General features: G+C 65.9%; 20 protein-coding genes, 2 pseudogenes and 1 riboswitch. Of the genes and pseudogenes, 13 read left to right on the top strand and 9 right to left on the bottom strand.

Features of this window, described 5'->3' with window-relative positions; genetic code table 11:
• The first annotated feature begins 12 nt into the window (after positions 1-12).
• Complete coding sequence (locus tag VEIS_RS18395) at positions 13-3,591, top strand: indolepyruvate ferredoxin oxidoreductase family protein (protein WP_011811498.1); 3,579 nt, start codon at positions 13-15, stop codon at positions 3,589-3,591.
• Positions 3,592-3,760: 169 nt separating this feature from the next.
• Here VEIS_RS18395 and VEIS_RS18390 read toward each other — a convergent pair whose 3' ends face one another.
• A complete protein-coding gene (locus VEIS_RS18390) occupies positions 3,761-4,711 on the bottom strand; it encodes an IS110 family RNA-guided transposase (RefSeq protein WP_011808093.1) in 951 nt (316 codons plus the stop codon).
• Between the two features lie 229 nt (positions 4,712-4,940).
• Here VEIS_RS18390 and VEIS_RS18385 point away from each other — a divergent pair, with 229 nt between their 5' ends.
• From VEIS_RS18385 to VEIS_RS30740, 9 genes and pseudogenes are all read left to right on the top strand, one after another.
• Positions 4,941-5,930, top strand: a complete 990-nt coding sequence (locus tag VEIS_RS18385; protein WP_011811497.1) for a tripartite tricarboxylate transporter substrate binding protein — start codon at positions 4,941-4,943, stop codon at positions 5,928-5,930.
• Positions 5,931-6,067: 137 nt separating this feature from the next.
• The gene (locus VEIS_RS18375; RefSeq protein ID WP_232287741.1) at positions 6,068-7,147 is read left to right on the top strand and encodes a Bug family tripartite tricarboxylate transporter substrate binding protein; all 1,080 of its coding nucleotides are present in this window, start codon (positions 6,068-6,070) and stop codon (positions 7,145-7,147) included.
• Positions 7,148-7,186: 39 nt separating this feature from the next.
• Positions 7,187-7,399 carry a hemolysin-type calcium-binding region gene (locus VEIS_RS29095; protein WP_011811495.1) on the top strand — a complete coding sequence of 71 codons (213 nt, stop codon included), beginning with the start codon at positions 7,187-7,189 and terminating at the stop codon, positions 7,397-7,399.
• A 4-nt stretch (positions 7,400-7,403) separates the two neighbouring features.
• Positions 7,404-7,546: pseudogene (locus tag VEIS_RS31820) on the top strand (IS701 family transposase); the annotation flags it as partial.
• 55 nt (positions 7,547-7,601) lie between these two features.
• On the top strand, positions 7,602-8,069 hold the full coding sequence (locus VEIS_RS29090) for a hypothetical protein (RefSeq protein ID WP_157048591.1): 468 nt from the start codon (positions 7,602-7,604) through the stop codon (positions 8,067-8,069).
• 102 nt (positions 8,070-8,171) lie between these two features.
• On the top strand, positions 8,172-8,954 hold the full coding sequence (locus VEIS_RS30750) for a M23 family metallopeptidase (RefSeq protein ID WP_407831846.1): 783 nt from the start codon (positions 8,172-8,174) through the stop codon (positions 8,952-8,954).
• Between the two features lie 29 nt (positions 8,955-8,983).
• Entirely contained in the window at positions 8,984-9,433 is a 450-nt protein-coding gene (locus VEIS_RS30745; protein ID WP_157048590.1) for a hypothetical protein, read from the top strand.
• A gap of 75 nt (positions 9,434-9,508) precedes the next feature.
• A pseudogene (locus VEIS_RS31360) lies at positions 9,509-10,135 on the top strand (calcium-binding protein); the annotation flags it as partial.
• A gap of 116 nt (positions 10,136-10,251) precedes the next feature.
• Positions 10,252-10,947: a calcium-binding protein gene (locus tag VEIS_RS30740; protein WP_083758671.1), complete on the top strand. Its 696-nt coding sequence runs from the start codon at positions 10,252-10,254 to the stop codon at positions 10,945-10,947.
• Positions 10,948-11,201: 254 nt separating this feature from the next.
• Here VEIS_RS30740 and uca read toward each other — a convergent pair whose 3' ends face one another.
• The 6 genes from uca to VEIS_RS29085 all read right to left on the bottom strand — a co-directional run bounded on the left by uca (position 11,202) and on the right by VEIS_RS29085 (position 18,650).
• The gene (uca, locus tag VEIS_RS18365) at positions 11,202-14,888 is read right to left on the bottom strand and encodes an urea carboxylase (RefSeq protein WP_011811493.1); all 3,687 of its coding nucleotides are present in this window, start codon (positions 14,886-14,888) and stop codon (positions 11,202-11,204) included.
• Positions 14,889-14,939: 51 nt separating this feature from the next.
• Positions 14,940-15,647, bottom strand: coding sequence for an urea amidolyase associated protein UAAP2 (locus VEIS_RS18360; RefSeq protein WP_011811492.1), 708 nt, complete (start codon positions 15,645-15,647; stop codon positions 14,940-14,942).
• A gap of 27 nt (positions 15,648-15,674) precedes the next feature.
• Entirely contained in the window at positions 15,675-16,505 is an 831-nt protein-coding gene (locus VEIS_RS18355) for an urea amidolyase associated protein UAAP1 (protein ID WP_011811491.1), read from the bottom strand.
• Between the two features lie 41 nt (positions 16,506-16,546).
• Positions 16,547-17,392, bottom strand: a complete 846-nt coding sequence (locus tag VEIS_RS18350) for an ABC transporter ATP-binding protein (protein WP_011811490.1) — start codon at positions 17,390-17,392, stop codon at positions 16,547-16,549.
• A gap of 3 nt (positions 17,393-17,395) precedes the next feature.
• Entirely contained in the window at positions 17,396-18,226 is an 831-nt protein-coding gene (locus VEIS_RS18345; RefSeq protein WP_011811489.1) for an ABC transporter permease, read from the bottom strand.
• A gap of 55 nt (positions 18,227-18,281) precedes the next feature.
• A riboswitch (guanidine-I (ykkC/yxkD leader) is annotated at positions 18,282-18,399 on the bottom strand.
• A 59-nt stretch (positions 18,400-18,458) separates the two neighbouring features.
• Positions 18,459-18,650, bottom strand: coding sequence for a hypothetical protein (locus tag VEIS_RS29085; protein ID WP_157048589.1), 192 nt, complete (start codon positions 18,648-18,650; stop codon positions 18,459-18,461).
• A 249-nt stretch (positions 18,651-18,899) separates the two neighbouring features.
• Here VEIS_RS29085 and VEIS_RS18340 point away from each other — a divergent pair, with 249 nt between their 5' ends.
• Together VEIS_RS18340 and VEIS_RS18335 are read left to right on the top strand one after the other, a co-directional pair.
• Positions 18,900-19,490, top strand: coding sequence for a chromate transporter (locus VEIS_RS18340; RefSeq protein WP_011811487.1), 591 nt, complete (start codon positions 18,900-18,902; stop codon positions 19,488-19,490).
• Positions 19,487-20,125, top strand: a complete 639-nt coding sequence (locus tag VEIS_RS18335) for a chromate transporter (protein WP_011811486.1) — start codon at positions 19,487-19,489, stop codon at positions 20,123-20,125. Before VEIS_RS18340 ends, VEIS_RS18335 begins: the two co-directional genes overlap by 4 nt.
• A 164-nt stretch (positions 20,126-20,289) precedes the next feature.
• Here VEIS_RS18335 and VEIS_RS18330 read toward each other — a convergent pair whose 3' ends face one another.
• Both VEIS_RS18330 and VEIS_RS18325 read right to left on the bottom strand, forming a co-directional pair.
• Positions 20,290-21,708, bottom strand: coding sequence for an FAD-binding oxidoreductase (locus tag VEIS_RS18330; RefSeq protein WP_011811485.1), 1,419 nt, complete (start codon positions 21,706-21,708; stop codon positions 20,290-20,292).
• A gap of 17 nt (positions 21,709-21,725) precedes the next feature.
• Complete coding sequence (locus VEIS_RS18325; protein ID WP_011811484.1) at positions 21,726-22,187, bottom strand: DUF2069 domain-containing protein; 462 nt, start codon at positions 22,185-22,187, stop codon at positions 21,726-21,728.
• A 23-nt stretch (positions 22,188-22,210) separates the two neighbouring features.
• On the opposite strand from VEIS_RS18325, the gene VEIS_RS18320 reads away from it, so the two are divergent.
• On the top strand, positions 22,211-23,464 hold the full coding sequence (locus VEIS_RS18320; protein WP_011811483.1) for a YihY family inner membrane protein: 1,254 nt from the start codon (positions 22,211-22,213) through the stop codon (positions 23,462-23,464).
• Positions 23,465-23,576: the final 112 nt, after the last annotated feature.

Here is a 23,576-nt window from a genome sequence, read left to right as displayed (position 1 = left end):
CGAGACATCCCCATGAACGCACCGGTTTCCCCACTGCATCGCCAAGCTATCGAGACAGCGACCCTCGACGACCGCTACACCCTTGCCACCGGGCGCGCGTTCATGAGCGGCGTGCAGGCCCTCGTGCGGCTGCCCATGCTGCAACGGATGCGCGATGCGAACGCCGGCCACCACACCGCCGCGTTCATTTCCGGCTATCGCGGATCGCCGCTGGGCGGCTATGACCTGGCGCTGTGGCAGGCGAGCGAGCATCTGGCCAACCACCATGTGGTCTTCAAGCCCGGCGTCAATGAGGAACTCGGCGTCACCGCCGTGTGGGGGTCGCAACAACTGGAGTTCGATGCGGCCAGCAAGAAGTACGACGGCGTGTTCGGCATCTGGTACGGCAAGGGACCGGGCGTGGATCGCAGCGGCGATGCGCTCAAGCACGCCAACCTGGCCGGCACCGCGCCGCTGGGCGGCGTGATCGCCGTGGCTGGCGACGACCATGTGTCCAAGAGCAGCACGCTGGCGCACCAAAGCGACCATACGTTCATGGCATGCGGACTGCCGGTGTTCTTTCCCGCCAACGTGCAGGACATTCTCGACCTTGGCGTGCATGCCTTCGCCATGAGCCGCTTCAGCGGACTGTGGGCCGGCATGAAGACGGTGCAGGAAGTGGTGGAGTCGGGCGCATCGGTGCTGACCGGCGCAGACCGTGTCCGCATCGTCCTGCCGGAAGACTGCGCCATGCCCGAGGGCGGCATCCATATCCGGTGGCCCGACGACCCGCTGGGGGCGGAGGCGCGCATGATGGAGTTCAAGTGGCCGGCTGCGCTGGCCTATGTGCGGGCGAACCGCCTGAACCACGACGTGGTGGCGAGCCAGAACGACCGGCTGGGAATCATTGCCAGCGGCAAGGCCTATGGCGACACGCGCCAGGCGCTGCTCGACCTCGGTCTGGATGACACGGTCTGCCGTGCGCTCGGCATCCGGGTGCACAAAGTCAGCGTGGTGTGGCCATTGGAGCCGGCCAGCGTGCGCGGGTTTGCCCACGGCCTGCGCGAAATCCTGGTGGTCGAAGAAAAGCGGCCCATCATCGAGCAGCAACTCAAGGATGAGCTGTACCACTGCCCGCCGCAGAATCGCCCCGCCGTGTTCGGCAAATACGGCCACACGGAAGGCGTCGGCGGCGAATGGAGCCACGGCAGGCCCGCCGACAGTTGGCTGCTGCGCGCCAAGGCCGACCTGTCGCCGGCGCTGGTGGCGCAGGCCATCGCCCAGCGCCTGAAACTTCTTGGCGTGCCGCCCGATGTGGCCGCCCGCATGGACATGCGCCTGATGGCAATCGAGGCCAGGCAGCAGCAGTCCGCCGCGCAGGGCGACAGCCGCAGCACCGACCGCCTGCCATGGTTTTGCCCCGGTTGCCCGCACAACACCAGCACGCGCGTGCCGGAAGGCTCCATCGCCATGGCCGGCATCGGCTGCCACGGCATGGTGACGTGGATGGACCGCTCGACCACCTCGTGGACGCAGATGGGCGGCGAGGGCGTGCCCTGGATCGGCCAGGCGCCCTTCAGCAAGCGCAAGCACATGTTCGCCAATCTGGGCGACGGCACATACCACCACTCGGGCCTGCTCGCAGTGCGCCAGTCGATCAACGCCGGCGTCAACCTGACCTACAAGATCCTTTTCAACAGCGCCGTCGCCATGACCGGCGGCCAACCGGTGGATGGCGGCCAGCTCGGCGTGCCGGCCATGTCGCGCGAACTGGCGGCCGAGGGCGCGCGCCAGATCGTCGTGGTGACCGACGAGCCGGCCAAGTACCGGGGCGTCACCGATCTGGCGCCGGGCGTGACCATCCGGCACCGCGACGAGCTCGACACCGTGCAACGCGAACTGCGCGAGGTGGACGGCGTCACCGTGATCATCTACGACCAGGCATGCGCGACCAAGAAACGCCGTGAGCGCAAGCGCGGCACCATGGCCGAGCCGGTCAGGCGCGTGCTGATCAACGAACTGGTGTGCGAAGGCTGCGGCGACTGCTCCGTGCAGAGCAACTGCCTGGCTGTGCTGCCGGTGGAGACCGATTTCGGCCGCAAGCGCAAGGTCAACCAGAACACCTGCAACAAGGACTTCTCCTGCGTCAAAGGGTTTTGCCCGAGCTTCGTGACGGTGGAGGGCGGCCAGTTGAAGAAGCCGGCCGCCGCCGGCAACGGAAGGGCCTTGGTCCCGGACGCCATTCCCATTCCCATGCCCGACCTGCCGGACGCCGCCACGCCGCGACGCATCGTCGTGGCTGGCATCGGCGGCACCGGCATCGTGACCATCGGCGGCGTGCTCGGCATGGCCGCGCACCTGGAAGGCAAGGGCGTGATCACGCAAGATGCCACCGGCATGGCGCAGATGGGCGGCGCTACCTGGAGCCATATCCAGATCGCCGCCAGTCCGGATGCGCTGCATGCCAGCCGCGTCGATGTCGCCATGGCGGACCTGGTGATCGCCTGCGATACGGTGGTTGCCGCCAGCAAAACCACGCTGGCCACGATGTCGCCCGGACGCACCTGGGTCGTGCTCAATAGCCATCCCACGCCAACCGCGGCCTTTGTCAAGAACCCGGACTGGGACGCGCAGGCCGATCAGGCCGTCGCAAGGATCGCCCAGGCTGTCGGCCACGGCCAAGTGGCCAGCTTCGATGCCGAACAGGTGGCCACGCAACTGCTGGGGCAGTCGATCTATGCCAACCTGCTGCTGCTCGGCTTCGCTTGGCAAAAGGGCAAGGTACCGCTGTCCCTGGCATCGCTGATGCGCGCCATCGAACTCAATGGCGTGCAGGTGGAGAGCAACCAGGCCGCCTTCGAGTGGGGGCGCCAGTGCGCGCACGACATGTCCAGGGTGCCCTTGCCAGCGGCCAACGCCCACGTCATCGAATTCACGCGCCAGCCGTCGGTGGGCGAGCTCATCGGCAAGCACGCGCAATTTCTTGCCGGATACCAGAGTCGCGCCTACGCCGACCGGTATGAGACCTTCATCGCCAGCGTGCGCAGCAGCGAGTCGGTCGTCGGGAACACGCGCCTGACCGAGGCGGTCGCCCGTTCGCTGTTCAAACTGATGGCCTACAAGGATGAGTACGAGGTGGCGCGCCTGCATACCGGCGCGGCATTCCGCAAGCAGATCGAATCCATGTTCGAAGGCAAGGTGCGCCTGGTGCACCACTTGGCACCGCCGATGTTCGCCCGGAAGAAGCGCGACGGCGAACCGCTCAAGGGCGAGTACGGCCCGTGGATGCGCAGTGCGTTGCGCGTCCTGGCACGGCTCAAGGGCCTGCGCGGCACGGCCTTCGACCCCTTCGGCTACGCGCAAGAGCGCAGGCGCGACAGGGCGCTCATCGTTGAATATCGACGCAGCATCGAGGAACTGTTGCCAACGCTGTCGGCGCAGAACCTGGACCTGGCCCTGGAAGTTGCCAGGATACCGGAGGAGATTCGTGGCTACGGCCATGTCAAGGCGCGCAACGCCGCCGCTGCGAACACCAAGCGCGAGCGCCTGATGGCCCAGTGGCGCGACCAGGGGGCGCAGCCTCAGCGCAGGAAGTCGAACGCGGCGGCCTGAACGGGGCAGCCATGCAGCACGCCATGCCTGGCCGCAACGACGGCCCGGCGAGCGCCCCATCCCTCCAACACCGACCCGCGCAGACCCACACCGACCCACCGACCCACCGACCCACCGACCCATAGTGCGGCGAACCAGACCGCACCAGCAACCATCTTGAATGACAAAGTCAAACCGCTTCAGCAAGCTCGTTGCGCCAAGGCGACTTGGTGCGAGCGATGGCGTTCAAGATGACCAACAACTTGTGCATGCAGGCGACCAGAGCGACCTTTTTGGGCTTGCCGGCGGCCAGCAGCCTTGCATAGAAGGCTTTGAGCACGGGATTGAAGCGCGTGCCTACCAAGGCGGCCACGAACAGCACGCGGCGCACGTCGGCGCGACCACCGAAGATGTGGCGCTGCCCACGCAGCGTGCCCGAGTCCCGATTGATGGGGGCCAAGCCCACCAGCGAGGTGATCTGCTTGCGATTGAGCTGGCCCAACTCGGGCAGTTGCGCCAGCAGCGTGCTGGCCGTGGTGGGACCCACGCCCTTGACCGAGGTCAGCAAGGCCGCCAGATCGGCGTGGTGTGCCAGGACATGCTCCTTGAGCTGCCCGTCCAGGTCGTTGAGTTGCTCGGCAATGGTAGCCATGATCCGCAGGATGCTGGGCTTGGCCTTGGGATGTGCCAGGGCCAGTCGCTGGCGTTCGGCCACCAGCATGGCCACGAGTTGGCGGCGGCGCACCACCAGGGCGGTCAACTCGCGCTGCTGCTCGTCGGCCAGCATGCGCGGCTCGTGACCCTGGGCGTCCAGCAAGGCTGCAAAGCCGCGCAGCGCCTGCGCATCGATGCGATCGGTCTTGGCCAGTTTGCCCATGCAGCGGGCAAAGTCGCGTGCTTGGCGCGGATTGATCACCGACACACGCAAGCCTGCCGCGGACAAGGCAAGCGCCAGGTCCTGCTCGTAGCCGCCAGTGGCCTCCAGCAGCACCAGGCGCGGCGACAGCGGCGCCAGCAGTTGGCACAACTGGGCATGCCCGGCCTCATCGTTGCCAAGACTGAAGGTCTGTGCTTGACCAGTGGTGGCCACCTCGAAGGTGCGCTTGGCCACGTCGATACCTACATAAACGGGTTCACTCATACAAGTCCTGTGGCTCCCAGCCTTATGAATACGAAATGTGTTCGGTCAACCATTCGGGATGCGGCAGAACAAACAGACCACCACCGTGCGCCCTGGGCTGAAATTCGAGCTCGGGCTCGCAGGAGACACAGGCTGCACGGTGGTGAGTCAACCAGTTCAGCAATCAAGGCTGGCAACCACGCCTTGACCACTGAAGTTTGAATGATCTGAAAGATATAAGGAGACAACGATGTTCATCGCCCGCGCCCCATGCCTGACCATGCTGTGCCTGGCTCTTTGCGCGATTCAGGTACCGGCCCAGGAGGCGGTCCCTTATCCCAGCCGGCCACTGAAACTGGTGGTCCCCCTCACACCCGGGACGACGACCGATCTGGTCGCCCGGGAATTTGCCGACCGCATGTCCAGGAAACTCGGGCAACCGGTGGTGGTGGACAACAGGCCCGGTGCGGGCGGGATCATCGCCGCGCAGGCAGTGGCCAAGTCGGCGCCCGACGGCTACACCATCCTGATGGTCAACTCTCAGCACGCGATCAATCCCGCCGTGTATGCCTCGATGCCCTACGACACCTTGCGCGACTTCACCGGCATCGCCCTCATCGGGGACGCGCCGGCAGTCATCACCGTGCCGACCGCGCTGGGCGTGCGCAACCTCGCCGAGTTCGTCGCCCTGGCCAGGCAGCACCCGGGCGCGATCAACTACGGCTCGTCGGGAATCGGCAGTCAGACCCATCTGGCCGGCGCCTATTTCGCAGCCCAGGCCGGGGTGGTGATGACGCATGTCCCGTATCGGTCTTCGGAAGTGATAACCGACCTGGTCACCAATCGGATCCAGTCGGTCTTCACGCCCTCCGCATTCGTGCTCGGGCAGATTCGCGAAGGCAAGCTCCAGGCCCTGGCCGTCACCGGGCACGAGCGACTGAGCCTGCTCCGTGACGTTCCCACCACGAGCGAAGCCGGCCTGCCGGCGTACCAGTTCGCGATGTGGTTCGGCTTCGTGGCGCCCGGCAAGGTGCCGGCACCGATCGTGGGCCAGTTGGCGCGAACGATGCAGGCGGTGCTCGACGAACCGACCCTCAGGCAAAAGTTCGCCGAGCAGGGCCTCACCCCGAGGCTTCTCATGCTTGCGGAATTCGACGCATACATCAAGTCCGAGATGGAGCGCCTGGGCCCGATCGTGAAGGCCTCCGGCGTCCATGACAGGCCCAGGGAGAAGCGTTGACATGCCGGCGCCGAGGGACAGGGGCAATTGAGGGCGCGCGCGCACAAGCTCGCCGGCAAGGGCATCACCGTGCAGCACACCATTGACCCGGTGGCGGACATGATGGTCTTGGGCGACGCCAGGAAGGTCGCCGAAAAATGGCCGAGGCGATCGCGTGGGCAACACCAACGCACCAATGCACCGACGCACCAACGCGCCGACGCGCCGACGAACGATCGAGAGACAAAGGAGCCGTCATGAGAAACCCGATACGCCGTGCGCGCCTGGCATGGGCCGCCCTGTGCTGGGCCGTTGCCAGCGCGGGCGCCTGCGCACAAGCCGTGTACCCACAGCACGCGGTCAAACTGATCGTTCCGTGGCCTGCCGGCGGCAGCGTGGACATCGCTGCGCGTGTCATTGCCGAGCAGTTGTCGGTCAATCTGGGGCAGCCTGTCATCGTGGACAACCGACCCGGCGCCGCCGGAAACATCGGCGCGACGATGGCGGCCCAATCCGCCCCCGACGGATACACGCTCCTGATGGCGACGACGCCGATGATCATCAACCGCAGTCTCTACCGCAATCTGCCGTTCGATCTGGCGCGAGACTTCACGCCGGTCAGTCAACTCGTCACGCTGAGCTACGTCCTGGTGGCCCACCCTTCAGTGGCCCATTCGGTGCCGGAACTGATCGCAAAGGCCAAGGCGAGTCCCGGACAACTCAGCTATGCATCCTCGGGGCCCGGAACGCAACTCCACCTGATCGGCGAAGGTTTCAAGCGACAGGCCGGCATCGACATCGTTCATGTGCCTTACAAGGGGGCGCCGCCGGCGCTGGCAGACATGCTCGGCGGCCATGTTCATTTGATGTTCCCGGGCTTTCCCGTGGTCGAGCCGCTGCTCAAGTCTGGTCAGCTCAAGGCGCTCGCGGTGGTGAGCAAACGCCGGCTGGCGCTGCTGCCCAACGTTCCGACATTGGCCCAGGCAGGTGTGCCGAACCTTGATTTCACCGAGTGGTACGGCGTGGTGGCGCCTGCGGGCACGCCCGACAAGATCGTGGCGCAGCTCAACGGCGAGATCGTGAAAATCCTCAAAATGCCGGACGTGCGGCAACGCCTCGCGGGCCGTGGTTTCGATCCGGTCGGCGGCACATCGCAGGAATTTGCCGAACTGATTGTGGAAGAGCAAAAGAAATGGGCTGCCACCGTCGCGCAATCAGGCGTCCGTGTCGATGAATGAGTGTGCGGAAAATGACCGGCCGACGCGGACGTTCCATGGGTGATCGCCGGCACGGCTGCGGCAGACGGCATCACCGGAACCACTGGCGACGACGTGATCGATGGCCAGGCAGGAGCCGACGTCATCGATGGGGGGCATGGCAACGACACCTCGAGCGGTGGTGCACCAGCACGCGCGATGGAGCGACCATCTTGTTTGACCATGATGCCGATGGCGTCAAAAATACCGCTCATCGCACATGGCAATCAATGATCTCGATCTGGCATCGACCGACGATACAAAGGAAACATGTGCCATGCCATGCGCGGGAAGGTTGGGCAATATCATCGCGAAGTCAAACAGACGCCCGGAATGGAGAAATGCCAATGCAGATCGATCAGAGCGCAGCGCAATCATATTGATTGGAATAGGTACTGGCTTGGTTGTGTAAATTGTGTTTTGTAAGGAGAGAACCGTGAATCAATTAAAATGCACTGTCTTTTCATTGATTTTTACCATTTGTGGTTACGTACATGCGCTCGATTCTGATTCTGTAAGTCACCCCGTCGAACAGGCTTCTGCCGGCGATCGAATCGCGTGTCCTTCGCAGGATTTTGATAAATTCATACAAGTATTTTCCGAAAGCAAGGACGTTCAAATGAAATTCATAAAATATCCGCTCAAGCAGCTACAATTGAATCTAGCTGCAGAACCTGAGCCAAAGCCTATTGTGCGAGAACTTTGGCGTGATCAAGTTCTATTCCCAGTTATGCCTAACGAGATCGAGAGAAAGCAAAAATCGCTCGTTTTGCGCATCGACGATCGTAAGTCAAATCATGTCGAATTAATTCTAGAGAAGAACGATACTGATTATAAGATTAATTATTTCTTTAACCGAAATTCGTGCTGGTACTTGGAACGAATTGAAAATTGGTCGCTTTAAAATGGCACAGCACCACACGTTACTGGCAACTATGGTGAGAACCGAGGTAGTTCGAGTCCTCACGGCGGAGTTGATTTTAATTACCAAGGTGGACAATCAGGAATTAACCTGACAAACCCGACAGTTTACTCTCCTATTGGTGGAACAGTAACTTTCGTGGGCGGCCGATACGGCACCATCAGGATTCGTGATGCAGGTGGGAATAGTCACGAGATTCTCCATACTTATTCACAATATGTCACAGTCGGGGATGCGGTGAAGGCAGGTGATGCCATTGGCACGATGGGCGGCAGGGGTCCAAAAGGTGCCAGTGAGTTCAGACAGCATGTGCATTACCAAATGAAAGATCCACAAGGTCGACAAATCAATCCCCAAGATTGGTGGGATAACCACCACCAGCCTGGCGGTGGCGGCGATGCTGCCGATGGTGCGAGCGGCTCCGGCGGTGCTGCCGATGGCGCGGGTGGCTCCGGCGGCGGCGGCGGTGCTGCTGGTGGTACAGGCAGGACTGGTGGCAACGCAGGCGCAGATGGAACCACGCCCCCGCGCCGCGACCCGCTGGTTCTCGACCTCGATGGCGACGGCATCGAAACCACAAGCGTCCGCGACGGTACCGTCATTGTGTTCGACCACGATGCCGATGGCGTCAAAACCGGCACCGGCTGGGTCAGACCTGATGACGGCTGGCTGGTATTGGACCGCAATGGCAACGGCACCATCGATTCGGGCCGTGAACTCTTTGGCGTGGACACGCTCCGCTCAAGAGCAACGGTCAATGGGCCACCGACGGCTTTGACGCACTCAGAGACCTGGACGCCAACCAGGACGGCAAGATCGATTCCGCAGACAGCGTCTTTACCAATCTGCGCATCTGGCGCGACCTGAACCAGGACGGTATCAGCCAAACCAACGAGTTGACCACGCTCAGCGCCAACGATGTCGTTGCGATTGGCGTCAACACGAGCGTAATGCGCACCGACTTGGGCAACGGCAATGCACAGACAGCGGCAGGCACCTTCACCCGATTCGACGGCACAACGGGCCAGACCAACGGTGCAGCAGCCAATCTGGACTTGATGGTCAATACCTTCTATCGGCAGTTTACTGATCATATTCCGTTCACCGACCAAGCCAAGGGGTTACCGACGCTGCGCGGCTCCGGCCAGGTGCGCGATTTGAACGAAGCCATCAGCCTCTCGACCGATCTCGGCGATTGGGTACAGACCTACACCCAACAAACCACCCGCCAAGGGCAGATCGACAAGCTCGACGGCTTTATCGAAAAATGGGCCGACACATCCGATCTGCAATCGCTGAAGGCGCAGGCCGATGCCCTCGCCGGCAGTGGCGTCAGATTGACTTAGCACTTGACGGGGCTGACCGCAGGCACGCAGGCCTACGACGAATTCGTCCGCAAACTGGGCGTGATCGAGCGCTTTATGGGCTTCACCTACGGCGGTGCCAACGGACAAGCCCGGCTCACGCCATTGGATGCCAGTTCCGGCAATATCACGGTAACGCTGGCCGCCGAGCAGATCGCCAGCATTTCCTTGGCCTATGACCGATTCAAGACGGACATTTATGAGTCATTGTTATTGAGAACGAGGCTGAACCCATATTTCAATACGATTGATATCGTAGTTGCTGATGGGAGCATGTCATTGTCCTATCTGCGACTTGAGGCAGCCTTCGAGCAGGCAGTTGCAGCCAGTCCACGCGATGGAATCATTGATCTGGTCGAATTTCTGAGCGCTGCGGGAGAAACCCGGCTGAAGAATCTTGGCTGGAACGCCATCGACTTCCTGATCACCCAAATCAACGCCACCCCCGACCTGGGCGCATTCAGCGAAGAACTGAGCAGTTGGACAGTCCGCTTCGCTGCGTCCACCGAACACAACCTCACCGGCACCTCGCGGCCGGATTTATTGGTGGGGACGGCGGAGGTGGATTACCTCTATGGCCGCGATGGCAATGACATCTTGTCAGGCAAGGGCGGTGACGATCACATCCATTCCGGGAACGGAGATGACACGCTGGACGGCGGCGCCGGCAGCGACACACTGAACGGTGGCTATGGCAACAACATCTACCAGTTCGGCAAGGGTGACGGCCAAGACCTGATCTCCGGCAACACCAACGACACCACGGCAGGCAAGCGCAGTACGCTGCAGTTCAAGGAGGTGTGTCCACGGGAGAGATCGTGCTCAGGCGGGTCTACGACAACTACTGGGGCGGTAACGGTGCGCTGGAAGTCTCGATCGCGGGCACCACCGACAAGATCGTCATCAACGGGTTCTTCTACAGCAATGACCCGGCGAACGCCTACAACCCGGTGCAGCAGTTCAGGTTTGCCGATGGCACCACCTGGAACCTGGCCGCGATCATGGCCAGGATCCCGGGTGGAACCAATGCCACCAACGGCACCACGGGCACCAACACGGCCCGCAGAGGGGAAAGCAATGACATGCCGCAGGGTCAGGGAGGCGATGACGCCCTGGGCGGTGACGAAAGCAGGGCATCCACTGAGGGCGCCACCGACAAGTCCGCCAACGATGGCGCCTTGCATGAAAGCGACCCGGCCAACGACGACATCGCCGCGCAGTTCCCGCTGACCGATGGCGGCATTCTGGACATCACGGAAATCCTGGCCAAACTGGGCAATGCAATCCATGGTTCCAAGAGCAGCAACGGCACCACGGGCAATGGCACGCCGAGCGCTCCGGGGGACTATGACAACCTGTACCTCCGGGACGCAGTCGCTGATGGTGCCAGCGCTTGCGGCACCACCGCTGATCCGCCCTGGCCCGGCAGGGCAGGCCCGGAACTGGGCTTCGTCGGCGTTCCGGATTCCACGGGATCCGACGCATGGCTGCTTTGACAGCAGCGCACACCATCTGAGGGTAGGCCCGACAGTCGTGTCACCAACCGCCATCTGGCCGTAAAACGATCGGGCAGGGCCGGGCGGACGACGCGATGGCGCTGCGGCACGCCAGCCGCTTGGCGCATCGCCTGCGTGCACAGGGGCTGATCGGCTGCGCGGCGCCCGAGTGCCTGCCGGCAGTGCGCGATCTGCGCAGTCTGTGCCAGGCCATGGGGGGGCAGGCGAGCTGGCCAATCCGCGCGCCGAACCCGTCAGCGCGCCGTTGCGCTGTCCGTTCGGGCCGCGATCAGCACCACCAGGTCCTGACCGGCGACTACGGTCGTGCCTTCGGCACAGCGGATCTGCCAGACATGGCCGGCGACGGGGGCGCAGACGGCAAACTCCATCTTCATCGACTCGACGACCACGAGCAGATCGCCGGCGCTGACCCGCTCGCCTTGTTTGGCCGCGACCTTCCAGACGCTGCCGGGCAGCGGGCTGACCACGCTGTGGGCCTCCGGCGGGAGCGCGGCTGGCGCATCAGGCAGCCCGGCGTGCTCCTGCGGCGCGGCGCAGACTTCGGGCGCGGCAGAGTGCCCGGACTGCTCCGGCCCGTGCCAGCGCTCGCGCTCGGCGTCGAAGGCCCGCTGCTGGGTCGACTTGAATCGGGCGATGCTGGCGCCGTTGTCTTGCAAAAAAGCCCGGTATTCACGCATGCTGAACCGGCCGTCCTGGATGCGCAGCGCGTGGCGTCCTGCGGGAAAGTCGCGGCGGATTTGCAGCAGTTCCTGCTCGCTGACCGGATAAAAACGGATCTGGTCGAACAGGCGCAGCAGCCATGGCCGGCCCGGCTCGAAGCCGGATGCGCCGGCGCCGGCATCCGGCCAGCGGTTCCACATTTGCAGCGTTCGCCCGACGAACTGGTAGCCGCCCGGGCCTTCCATGCCGTAGATGCACATGTAGGCGCCGCCGATGCCGACGGCGTTCTCCGGCGTCCAGGTGCGTGCCGGGTTGTATTTGCTCGTGACCAGGCGATGCCGTGGATCGACCGGCGTGGCCACCGGCGCGCCGAGGTAGACATCCCCCAGGCCGAGCACCAGGTAGCTGGCGGCAAAAACCACGCGGCGCACTTCGTCGATGCTTTGCAGGCCGTTGATGCGGCGGATGAACTCGATATTGTCCGGGCACCATGGCGCGTCGGTGCGCACCGACTGCATGTACTTGGCGATGGCCATGCGCGTTGCGCTGTCGTCCCAGCACAGCGGCAGATGAATGGTGCGCGAGGCAAGCACCAGATCGTCGGTATCGCCCAGCGCCTGATCGGCGGCCAGCAGCCGGTCGATCAACTGCTCGCGCCGGACCAGCGCCGGGTCGAAGTGGATCTGCAGCGAGCGGATGCCCGGGGTCAGATCGATGATGCCGTCTTGCGCGCTGTCGCGCAGCGACATTTGCATTGCGTGGATGCGCATGCGCAGCATGATGTCCAACTGCGGCCCGCCCCACTCGACCAACAGGTAGCAATCTCCCGCCTGGCGCATGACCATGCCGCAGGGGTCTGCTGCGGCCCGGCGGGCGCAAAGGATGGGCGTGCCGGGGTGCGTCAGCGGCGTTCGGTCGACCGGCGCCGCAGCGGTCAAGGTGGCGATGTGCCGTTGCTGCGCCGCCTGGAGTGCGGCCGCCACCTCTGGCGCAACGCAGCGCAGCCGGACTTTGTCCCCCGGGCACAGCTGGCCCAGTTTCCAGCGCTCGGCCGCGACGACCACGGCCGGGCAGACGAAGCCGCCCAGGCTCGGGCCATCAGGCCCCAGGATCACCGGCATGTCGCCGGTGAAGTCGATGGCCCCGATGGCGTAGGCGTTGTCGTGGATGTTCGACGGATGCAGGCCCGCTTCACCACCGTCGGGCCGTGCCCAGACCGGCCGGGGCCCGATCAGACGCACGCCGGTGCGGCTGCAGTGGTAGTGCACCTCCCAGGCGCTGTCGAAGAGCATGCGCATGTCGGCGTCGGTGAAAAAGTCCGGCGCGCCCTGCGGGCCGCAGAGCACGGCGATGTCCCATTCCTGCCCCGGCCCGGCGTAGCGCGCAATGGCGTCGGCCGGCAGCGCTGCGCCGATGCTGCCCGGCGGCTCGGCGCCGATGTGCAGCATGTCGCCGACCTGCAATGTGCGCCCGGCATGCCCGCCAAACCGGCCCAGCGTGAAGGTGGCGCGGCTGCCCAGGTAGGCGGGCACATCGATGCCGCCGCGCAGCGCCAGATAGCAACGGCTGCCGCCGCCGCCCTGAACGGCGCCGAGCGCCAGCACGCTGCCGGCGGCGACGCTATGCGCCCGCCACAGGTCCAGCGGCTTGCCGTCGAGCGTGCACTGCATCGCCGCGCCACACAGGGCCACCACCGCAGCGTGGTGAAAGCGCAGGGTCGGGCCTTTGAGCGTGCATTCCAGGCCGGCCGCCGCGCTGTCGTTGCCCACCAGGCGGTTGGCCAGCCGAAACCCGAGATCGTCCATCGGGCCCGATGGCGGCACGCCGACATCCCAGTACCCCTGGCGGCCTGGCCAGTCCTGCACCGTGGTCTGCAGGCCCGGCTCCAGCACCTCGAAGGCGCGGGGGCGGTAAGCGAAGTCCGCCAGCGACCCGGTGGCGATTCGGCCCGCGCAGAACATCGGCGATGCGGCAAGCGCCCGCAGGTAGCGCAGATTGGTTTCTATGCCCGCCAGCCTGGTGGCTGCCAGCGCGGCCTGTAGTTTGCGCACCGCATCGGCACGGTCGGCGCCGGTGACGATGAGCTTGGCCAGCAGCGGGTCGTAGTGCGCGCTGACTTGGCTGCCGCTGGCCACCCAGGTCTCGGTGCGCGCTTCGGGCGCGAAGTGCACATCGGTCAGCAAACCCGCGCTGGGCTGAAAATTGCGCGCCGGGTCCTCGGCGTACAGGCGCACCTCGATCGCTGCGCCCCGGGGTGTCGGCAGCGGCATCGGGAACCCGTCGCCGCAGGCCCGCTGCGCCAGTTGCACCATGGCGCGCACCAGGTCGATGCCCGTGACCTGCTCCGTCACGCCATGCTCGACTTGCAAGCGGGTGTTGACTTCGAGAAAGTAAAACTGCTGGCTCGCCGCGTCCAGCACGAACTCCACCGTGCCGGCCGAGCGGTAGTTGACCGCCCGTCCCAGCCGCAGCGCCGCATCGATCAGCGCAGCGCGGGTGCCGGCCGCCAGATGTGGCGCCGGCGTTTCTTCGATGACTTTCTGGTTGCGCCGCTGGGCCGAGCAGTCACGCTCGCCGAGCGCGACCACCCGGCCTTGGCCGTCGCCGAACAACTGCACTTCGATGTGGCGCGCCGGTTCGACGAATTTTTCCAGAAACAGGCCGGCGTCGTTGAAGTGGGCGCGCGCCAGGTGCGCGACGGCCTCGAACGCGGCAGCCAGTTCCCCGGCGTCGCGCACCAGCCGCATGCCGATGCCGCCACCGCCGGCGCTGCTTTTGAGCATCACCGGATAGCCTATGCGCCGGGCTTGGGCGACGGCCTCGGCAAGGTCTGCCAGCAGGCCCGTGCCCGGCAGCAGCGGCACGCCATGGGCCTGCGCCAGCGCGCGCGCCTGGTGCTTGAAGCCGAAGGCCCGCATCTGCGCGGGCGTCGGGCCGATGAAGACCAGGCCGGCGGCTTCGCAAGCCTCGGCGAAGTCCGGGCTTTCCGACAAAAAGCCATACCCGGGGTGGATCGCGCCGGCGCCCGATTCGCGGGCCGCCGCCAGAATGCGGTCGGCATCGAGATAGCTGCGCGCCGCCGCTGCCGGCCCGATGCACAGCGCCTGATCGGCCTGCGCCACATGGGCCGAGTCGGCATCGGCTTCGGAGTACACGGCCACCGATCCGAGGCCCAGGCTGCGCAGGCTGCGGATGATGCGGCAGGCAATGGCGCCCCGGTTGGCAATCAGTACCTTGTCGAAGCCAGGAGGGGTGGGCATGGGGGTGGGGGTGTTTTCTCGGGGCGGGGGGGCGTCCTGCCGGTCCGCGCGTCAGGCGCAGGGATTCCAGACGATGAGTTCGATCGCCGTCGGCTCGTAGGCATTGCAAGGGTTGTTCAGTTGCGGGCAGTTCGAGAGCAGCATCCAGACATCCATCTCGGCGCGCAGTTCGACATACTTTCCGGGGCCGGACACGCCGTCGGCAAACTGCAGCCCGCCTTGCGGCGTGACCGGAACGTTCATGAAGAAATTGATGTTCGGCACCAGGTCCCGCTTGCCCAGACCGATGCCGGCATCGGCGATGGCCAGCAGATAGTTGTCGCGGCAGGAGTGCATGAATTTCTTTTGCAGCGCGTAGCGGACGGTGTTGCTCTCGGCGGCGCAGGCGCCGCCGAGCGTGTCGTGCCTGCCGCAGGTGTCGGCGACGATGGTCAGCATCGCGCGCCCTCGTGACGACATCAGCATCGAGTCGCTCGTCAGGTAAACGCCGCCCTGGTGCAAGAGCGTTTCGGCCATGCTGTAGTGCTCGGCCAGGTCATGCCGGTTGTAGAAAAGCGCATCGACCGCCTGATTGCCTTCGAGGTCGACGATGCGAACGATCTGGCCGGCCCCGATCTCGGCCAGATAAGGCTCGCCCGCAGGCTGCCGATGCCGCGTTGCGGCGCTGGCCACATCGAGGCGGCTTTCCCGAAGGGAGGCCGTTGCCGCGCAGGCAGGGGATGGGAAAGCGGTGGGTGTTGCCGTGTGCATGGTGTGCATGGTGTTTTCCTGGGGGGTGTGGCGCCGTCAGCAGCGTGCAAACACATCGCTGTTGTGCATTGCGCGCGCGCATTGCGGGCGCCAGTTGCGGCAAAAGTCCTCGGGCGCGGCCGGCCCCGAGCGCCAGGCGGCGATGCCCAGCGGGCCTGGCGCGTAGTCCGGGCGCGGGTCGAGCGGATGGGGCGCGCAGGACAGGGCGACGATCAGGTCGATGTCGCATCTGAGTTCCACCGAGTGCCCCAGAACCCTGCGCCGGGCATCGAAGTCGAACCGGCCTTCGGGGTCCACCACCACGCGGCTGAACAGGTTGACCGGCGTGATCAAGTCGCGCGCCGACAGGCCGTATTTGCCGATCTCGATCAGCAGTCCGTCGCGCCCGCTGCGGTGCATCGCATTGCGCTGCGTCTCGAAGCGCTGCCGGCCGTACTTGGCCTGCATCCGTGGCGTGTCCAGCAGTGCGCCGAAGGGGTCATGCCAGCCCAGCGAATCCTGTGTGATCGACGCCATCGCGCGCCCCATGTCGCTCATCAGCACATGGCCGCGGGTCAGGTGCGCGGTATGCAGCGCCTTGCAGGTGTCCGGCATGTTGTAGCGCTCCAGATGATCGTGCGCCGCATACAGCACCAGCGCGCAGTTGGCGCGTTCGCCCAGCGCGCCAAAGCGCAAACGGGTGCCCCGCGACAGCCGCCAGCTCCAGTGGCCGCCGCCGGGAATGATCTCGCTGCACAGCACGCTCCCGGGCGCGAGATCGGGGGCAAAGCGCTGCCACGAAGGGGGGGCATCCACGGCCTGATCAGCGGCCTGATCGACGGCCTGATCGACGGCCTGGTCTTCGGTGCTGGCGTGGCGGTTTGGCATGGTTTTTTCACAGGTGGGGGTGGTCGTTCGTTGGCGCGGGGTCAGTCGCCCTGCGGGGCACTGGCGCCGTTGCGGCTGAGTTGGTCGAGCAGATCGAGGTCGGTCTCGATGCCCGAGGTGTCCCGGATGCGGTCGAGCAGTTCGCGCTTGAGCGCCAGAAACTGCGGCGCATGTTTCATGTCCCTGGTGCGCTCGCGCGGCAGCGGCACCTCGTAGATGCTGTCGATGCGGCCGGGCCGTGGCGCCATCAGCACCACCCGGTGGCCCAGGTAAATCGCCTCCTCGACATCGTGCGTGACGAAAACGATGGTGCTTTGTTCGAGCCGGTGCACATGCAGGATCAGGTCGTGCATCACTTCGCGGGTCTGCGCATCGAGCGCGCCGAAAGGCTCGTCCATCAACAAAATCTCGGGCCGGCCCATCAGCGCGCGGGCAATGGCCACGCGCTGCTGCATGCCGCCGGACAACTGGTTCGGGTAGGCGTCGATGCAGGCGGCGAGCCCCATCAGCCGCACCAGCGCATCGGCACGGCCGGACGCGGCCTCTACGCTGGCACTGGTGCTGTGCCGGCGATGCACATCGAGCCGGCGGCAGAACTTGATGTTGTTCAGCACCGTAAGCCATGGGTAGAGGCTGTAGTGCTGAAACACCAGCGCGCGGGCAATGCCGGGGTCTGTCACATGGCGGCCGTCGATCAGCAACGCCCCCTGGTCTGCGCGCTCCAGCCCGGCGAGCATGCGCAGCAGGGTCGATTTGCCGCAGCCCGAAGCGCCCACCAGCGTCACGAATTCGTTGTGCTGCACCTGCAGCCCGATGTTGTCGAGCGCAGTCAGGCGCTGCGCCCCGGCGCCAAAGAACTTCGACAGGTTTCGACACTGGATTTTCATCGCTCAACCCCGGGCGTGCAGCCATGGAAACGCCCGCCGGTGCGCCAGGCGAAAGAGCTGGTCGCTCAGCAGTCCGATGGCGCCGATGAGCAAGATGCCGGCAAAAATCTTGTCGGTCTGCAAAAAGCGCTGGGCCTTGAGAATGGCAAAACCAAGACCCGAATTGGCTGCCACCAGTTCGGCCACGACCAGGTAGGTCCAGGCCCAGCCCATGGTGATGCGCAAGGTGTCGAGCAGCGCCGGCTTGGCCGCAGGCAAGATCACGTACTGGACAATCTCGCCACGGCTGGCCCCCATGGTCTGCGCCGCCTCGATCTGCGCCATCGGCACCAGCCGCACATCCTCGGCCACCATCAGCACCATCTGAAAAAACGTGCCGATGAAGATGATGGCGATCTTCGCGCCCTCGTCGATTCCGACCCACAGCATCACCAGCGGCACGAAAGCCACCGCCGGCATGTAGCGGATGAAGTCGATCAAGGCTTCGAGCAGGGCCTGCACCGAGCGCCAGGTGCCTATGCACAAGCCCAGCGGCAGCGCCACCAGGGCCGACAGCGCCCAGCCACCGACGACGCGCAGCACGCTGATGCCGGCATCGGCCAGAAGAGCGTCTTGCGTCATCCAGGAAAAGAGTTGGCCCAGCACCGCCGCCGGGCCGGGCAGGAACACGGGGTCTGCCAGACCGCTGCCGGCGGCCAGCACCCAGCCGAGCAGCGGCACGAGCAGGCCGGCGACGGCGAGCGCCCCGGTGAGCCGGCGCCCCAGGTTTTGGCGGATGGCCCAGATGGAGCCAGCGCGGCAGGCTATCGATCCCGGTGAAGATGATTCAGACATGGCAGGCTCCAAACGGATTCGACGAAGGCAGGGAAACCACCTCGAAGCGAAGTGCATCTCCCGGGCTTTTGTCCCGCCGTGGAGCCTGGGCGCGGTCGTGCGCGCCTGAGGCCGGTTGCTCTCGGACCAGCGCCGCATCGATGTGTGCGACCGGAACCCTAGCGACCCTTCTGGTCGTTCACCTGAGCAAGCACGATGCCAGGCTGGCCCTAGTGTCGCGTCACCGGTCGCGTCACCGATCAGATGTCGTAGGCTGCGCGCAGCCATCGGAGCGCAGCGCAAGGCGCATCGCGCAGCCCATACCGAGCTGTATTGGCAAGCGATGCAACGCCGCGATGCGCTTCGATGGCCAGCGCAGACCGACAGATGATCGGTGACGCGACACCAGGCCCGCCGAGGCATTGGCGCGCCCGTTGGCACCCATTGGGGCGTTGCGGCCGCCGCTGGCGCCGGTCCGGCATTTCTTTGGTGCATCGATGCGCCAAAGACGGGCGCGCGGGCCACGAGGTGTGAGGCCAAGGCCCCGGACCAAGCCCGGGACCAGGCCCGGGATCAGGCCCGGGATCAGGCCCGGGACCAAGCCCGGGACTTGAGGCTCGGCGCGGCATTCGCGGTGGCGCAAGTACACTGCGGCCTCCAATACCGTAGCGCTTGCTGATTACATTTTTGAGCCATGGCTCTCGCCGCCGAACGACCTGCCACCCCCGATGCGCGCCCACGCCCGCGCAGCCCCTCCGATCTGTTTTGGTCATTCACCTGGCTCGCGTTGCAGGGCTTCGGTGGCGTGCTGGCCGTGGTGCAGCGCGAGTTGGTCGAGCGCAAGCGCTGGATGAGCAATGAGGAGTTCGTCGAGGACTGGGCCGTGGCGCAGGTGATGCCCGGCCCCAACGTGGTCAACCTGAGCATCATGATCGGCGACCGTTACTTCGGCCTGCGCGGCGCCTTGGCTGCGCTGGCAGGCATGCTGACATTCCCGCTGGTGCTGGTGCTGGTGCTGGCCGTGGTGTATGCCAGGTTCTCCAGCCACCCGGCCGTGGCCGGCGCGCTGCGCGGCATGGGCGCCGTCGCGGCAGGGCTGATCGCCGGGACCGGCGTCAAGCTGTTCATCTCGATCCGCCAGCACCCGCTGGGCCGCCCGCTGTGCGCCGTGCTGGCGGCGCTGACCATCGCGGCCATGGTGCTGCTGCGCTTGCCGCTGTTCTGGACCCTGCTGGCGCTCGGGGGCGCGGCCTGCGTGCTGACCTGGAGAAAGCTCGCGCCATGACCGCCGCCGTGCAGGCAGCGCAGGCCGTGCACACCGCGCAAACCCTGCCCTTGGCCGCCTTTGCTGCGACCGACTGGATCAATCTGCTGCTGTACTACATGTCGCTGTCGCTGCTGACCGTCGGCGGCGCCATCGGCACCACGCCCGAGATGCACCGGTTTCTGGTCGAGCGGCAGGGCTGGCTGACCGACTTGCAGTTCAACGCCTCGGTTGCCATCGCGCAGGCCGCCCCTGGCCCGAACGTGCTGTTTGTCGCCCTGCTGGGCTGGAACGTGGGGATCAACGCCGGCGGCGCGGGCCTCGAGGGCTGGCTGCTGGGGGGGCTGGGCATGGCGCTGAGCATGGCGGGGGTGATGCTGCCCAGCAGCTTGCTGACCTGGAGCGCCACCCGCTGGGGCCAGCGCAACCGCGAGCGGCGCGCGGTGCGGGCCTTCAAGCAGGGCATGTCCCCGATCGTGATCGGCCTGCTGCTGTCCACCGCCTGGGTGCTGGTCCGCGCCCATGGCACGCCGATCACCAACTGGCCGGTGTGGCTGCTGACCGCTGCCACCACGCTGCTGGTGTGGCGCACCAAGCTGCACCTGCTGTGGCTGCTGGGGGCGGGGGCCGTGCTGGGGGCACTGGGGTTGATCTGAGCATCGGGCGAGCAGGCGCCGGGCCACCCGGGCGCCCGATGGCGGCGGCTGCAGGTCGCTACAAACCGATGCAAACCGCTACAGGCCGCTACAGGTCTGGCCGAGCGCATCGGCCTGCGTTGCCTTCTGCCCAGGGTCCGAACGACGCCCGTTCAGCGCCTGTCTCAGGCCCTCAACACCCGCCCCGGGTTCATGATCCCCTGCGGATCCAGGGCCTGCTTGATCGCGCGCATCAGCGTGAGCGCCACCGGCGATTGGTAGCGTTCGAGCTTGTCGACCTTCAGCGAGCCTATGCCGTGCTCTGCCGAGAAGGAGCCGCCGAACTCGGCCACGGCGGCATATACCAGTTGGTTGATGGCCGGCTCATGCTCGCGCAGGAAGGCTTGGGGGTCGCCGCCGGCGGGGGCCTGCACGTTGTAGTGCAGGTTGCCGTCGCCCAGGTGGCCGAAGTTGACCAGGCGCACGCCCGGGATGCTGCGCTGCAACAGCGCGTCGGTGTGCGCAACGAATGCCGGGATGCATGAAATCCGTAGCGCGATATCGTGTTTGACGTTCGGGCCTTCTTCGGCCTGGGCCAGCGGAATGCTTTCGCGGATCTGCCACAGTTGATTGGCCTGCGCCAGGTTTTCGGCGACCACGGCGTTGCTCACGCAGCCGGCGTCGAAGGCTGCTTGCAGCAGCGCTTCAAAGCCCGCCCGGGCATGTTCTTCGGATTCGCTGTCGCAGTTTTCCAGCAGCACGCACCAGGGCGCGTTGCGCTCGCCCAGGAAGGGCACGCGCAACTGCGGCATGCGCTTGCCCACCAGGCTCAGCGCGAACTGGCCCATGACCTCAAAGCCGGTCAGGCCCGCAGCCAGCCGCTGCCGGGCCAGGCCCAGCAGGGCCACGGCTTGTTCCAGCGCGGGCACGGCGGCCCAGGCGGTCAGGCGGGCTGCGGGCTGCGGGTAGAGCCGCAGCGTGGCGGCGGTGATGATGCCCAGCGTGCCTTCGCTGCCGATGAACAGGTCGCGCAGGTCGTAACCCGTGTTGTCCTTGCGCAGGCCGCGCAGGCCGTCCCAGCACTGGCCCTGCGGCGTGACGACTTCCAGGCCCAGGCACAGCTCGCGCGCATTGCCATAGCGCAGCACCTGCGTGCCGCCGGCGTTGGTGCCCAGGTTGCCGCCGATGGTGCAACTGCCCTGGGCCGCCAGCGACAGCGGAAACAGCAGCCCCGCGTCGTGCGCCGCAGCTTGCAGGTTGTGCAGGATGCAGCCGGCTTCTGCGGTCAGCGTGAGGTTGTCGGCGTCGATGCTGCGCACGGCGTTCATGCGCGTCAGGGCGAGCACGATCTGCGTGCCCGAGGCGTCGGGGATGGAGCCCACGGCCAGCCCGGTGTTGCCGCCTTGGGGCACGATGGCGGTGCCCGCTGCGGCGCAGGCCTGCACCACCGCAGCCACCTGCTGCGTGTTGGCCGGGCGCACCACGGCCAGGGCTTTGCCGCGCACGCGGCGGCGCCAGTCCTGCTCCCAGGCGCAAAGATCGCCGTCGGTGATCACATGGGCCGGGCCGACCAGGGCGGCAAGGGTGTCGAGCAAGGGGGTCATGGGCGGGGTTCTTTTCTTCAGTGGGCGGGCGGCGCGGCGCGCTCGGGTGTCTCGGCCTGCGAGCGGGCCGGCGCCACCGGCGCGTGATTGCGCTGGCGCAATCGCACATGCGCTGCGCAAGCGGCAAACAGCACCAGGCACAGCGCCGCCTCGCCCCAGGCCAGCCATTGCGACGGGGGCCTGTCCCCCCAGCCGCGCACCACGCCTTCGGTGAAGTAAAGCCAGACCACCAGGCTGACCCAGCGGTAGGTGTACATGCGGTTCTTCAGCAGGCCGGCCAGCGGCAGGCACAGTGCCAGCGCCTTGAGCGCCAGCCATGAGCCGCCGGGCCGCAGCGGCGCCAGCACCAACTCCCAGGCCAGGCACAGGGCGATCAGCGCCAGCAAACTGCCGCTGGCCAGCCAGCGTGTGGCGGTGACGCCGTGGTTGCAGCGGGCCGAATGCGGGGCAGGGCGTGGGGCGGCAGGGGATGCGGTCATGGTGTGGTGGCATCATATCGGTCATGTCCTTGCCTTTTTCGTTGTCGGTGGCGGCCCGGCGCATCGAGGCGCTGCTCGGCGATCTGTCGCGCTTTCCCTGGAAAACCACCGCCCAGACCCTGCGCGAGCGCTTTCGCGCGGACCATCTGGGGCTGACGGCCAGCAGTCTGACCTTTACCACCATCCTGGCGCTGGTGCCGTTTTTCACGGTGGCGTTGGCGGTGTTCACTGCGTTTCCGATCTTTGGCCAGTTGCAGGATGCGCTGCAGGGCTGGCTGGTCAGCAGTCTGGTGCCCGACAGCATCGCGCGCCAGGTGCTGGGCTATCTGACGCAGTTTGCGGCCAAGGCCAGCGGCCTGGGCCTGGCGGGTTTCAGCGTTTTGCTGGTCACGGCCCTGGCGCTGATCCTGACCATCGACCGCACGCTCAACGACATCTGGCGTGTGCAGCGCCTGCGGCCGCTGGGGCAGCGGGTGCTGATCTACTGGGCCGCGATCACGCTGGGCCCGTTGCTGTTGGGCGCGAGCCTGGCGCTGACCTCGTATGTGATGTCGGCCTCCGGCGGGCTGGTCAAGCGCCTGCCGGACGGGGTGCGGTTCCTGTTCGATTCGCTGCAGTTCATGGTGCTGGCCGCCGGCATGGCGCTGCTCTACCACTATGTGCCCAACACCCCGGTGCGCTGGCGGCATGCGTGGAGCGGGGGCTTGTTCGTCGCGCTGTGCATCGAACTGGCCAAGAAGGCGCTGGCGCTGTACCTGGGCCGGGTGCCCACTTATTCGGTGGTCTACGGGGCCTTTGCCACCTTGCCGATCCTGCTGGTGTGGATCTATATGGCCTGGGTGATCGTGCTGCTCGGGGCGGTGGTCACGGCCTATCTGCCCAGTCTTTTGGCCGGGGTGGCGCGGCGTGGCACGGTGGCGGGCTGGACGTTCCAGTTGGCGCTGGAGGTGTTGCAGCAGTTGCACCGCGTGCGCCACGATGCGGGCAAGGGCTTGCGTGCCGGCCAGTTGGCGCAGTTGCTGCGGGTGGATGTGCTGCAACTCGAGCCGGTGCTGGAGTCGTTGACGGCGCTCGATTGGGTGGGGCAGGTGAGTGCGGTCGTGGTGGCTGCGTCGGACCCGCCGGAGCCCCGCTATGTGCTGCTGGCGGACCCGCAGAGCACCCTGCTGGAGCCGCTGGTGCACAAGCTGCTGCTGGAGCGCTCCGAGAGCCTGGGGCCGCTGTGGGACAAGGCCGGGCTTGGGCGCTTGCAGATGGCGGATGTGCTGGCGCGGTGAATGCCACGGGTGCCATGGGTCATGGGCACCATCGGCGCCAGCGGCACCAGCGGCACCAGCGGCAGTCCGCTCTCCCGGGTGCGCCACTGCATGGCTGCCCCGCGCGTCGATC

Origin of the sequence: Verminephrobacter eiseniae EF01-2, assembly GCF_000015565.1 — a bacterium.
GTDB classification, from domain to species: domain Bacteria; phylum Pseudomonadota; class Gammaproteobacteria; order Burkholderiales; family Burkholderiaceae_C; genus Acidovorax; species Acidovorax eiseniae.
This window is presented reverse-complemented; position numbering and strand designations above follow the sequence as displayed.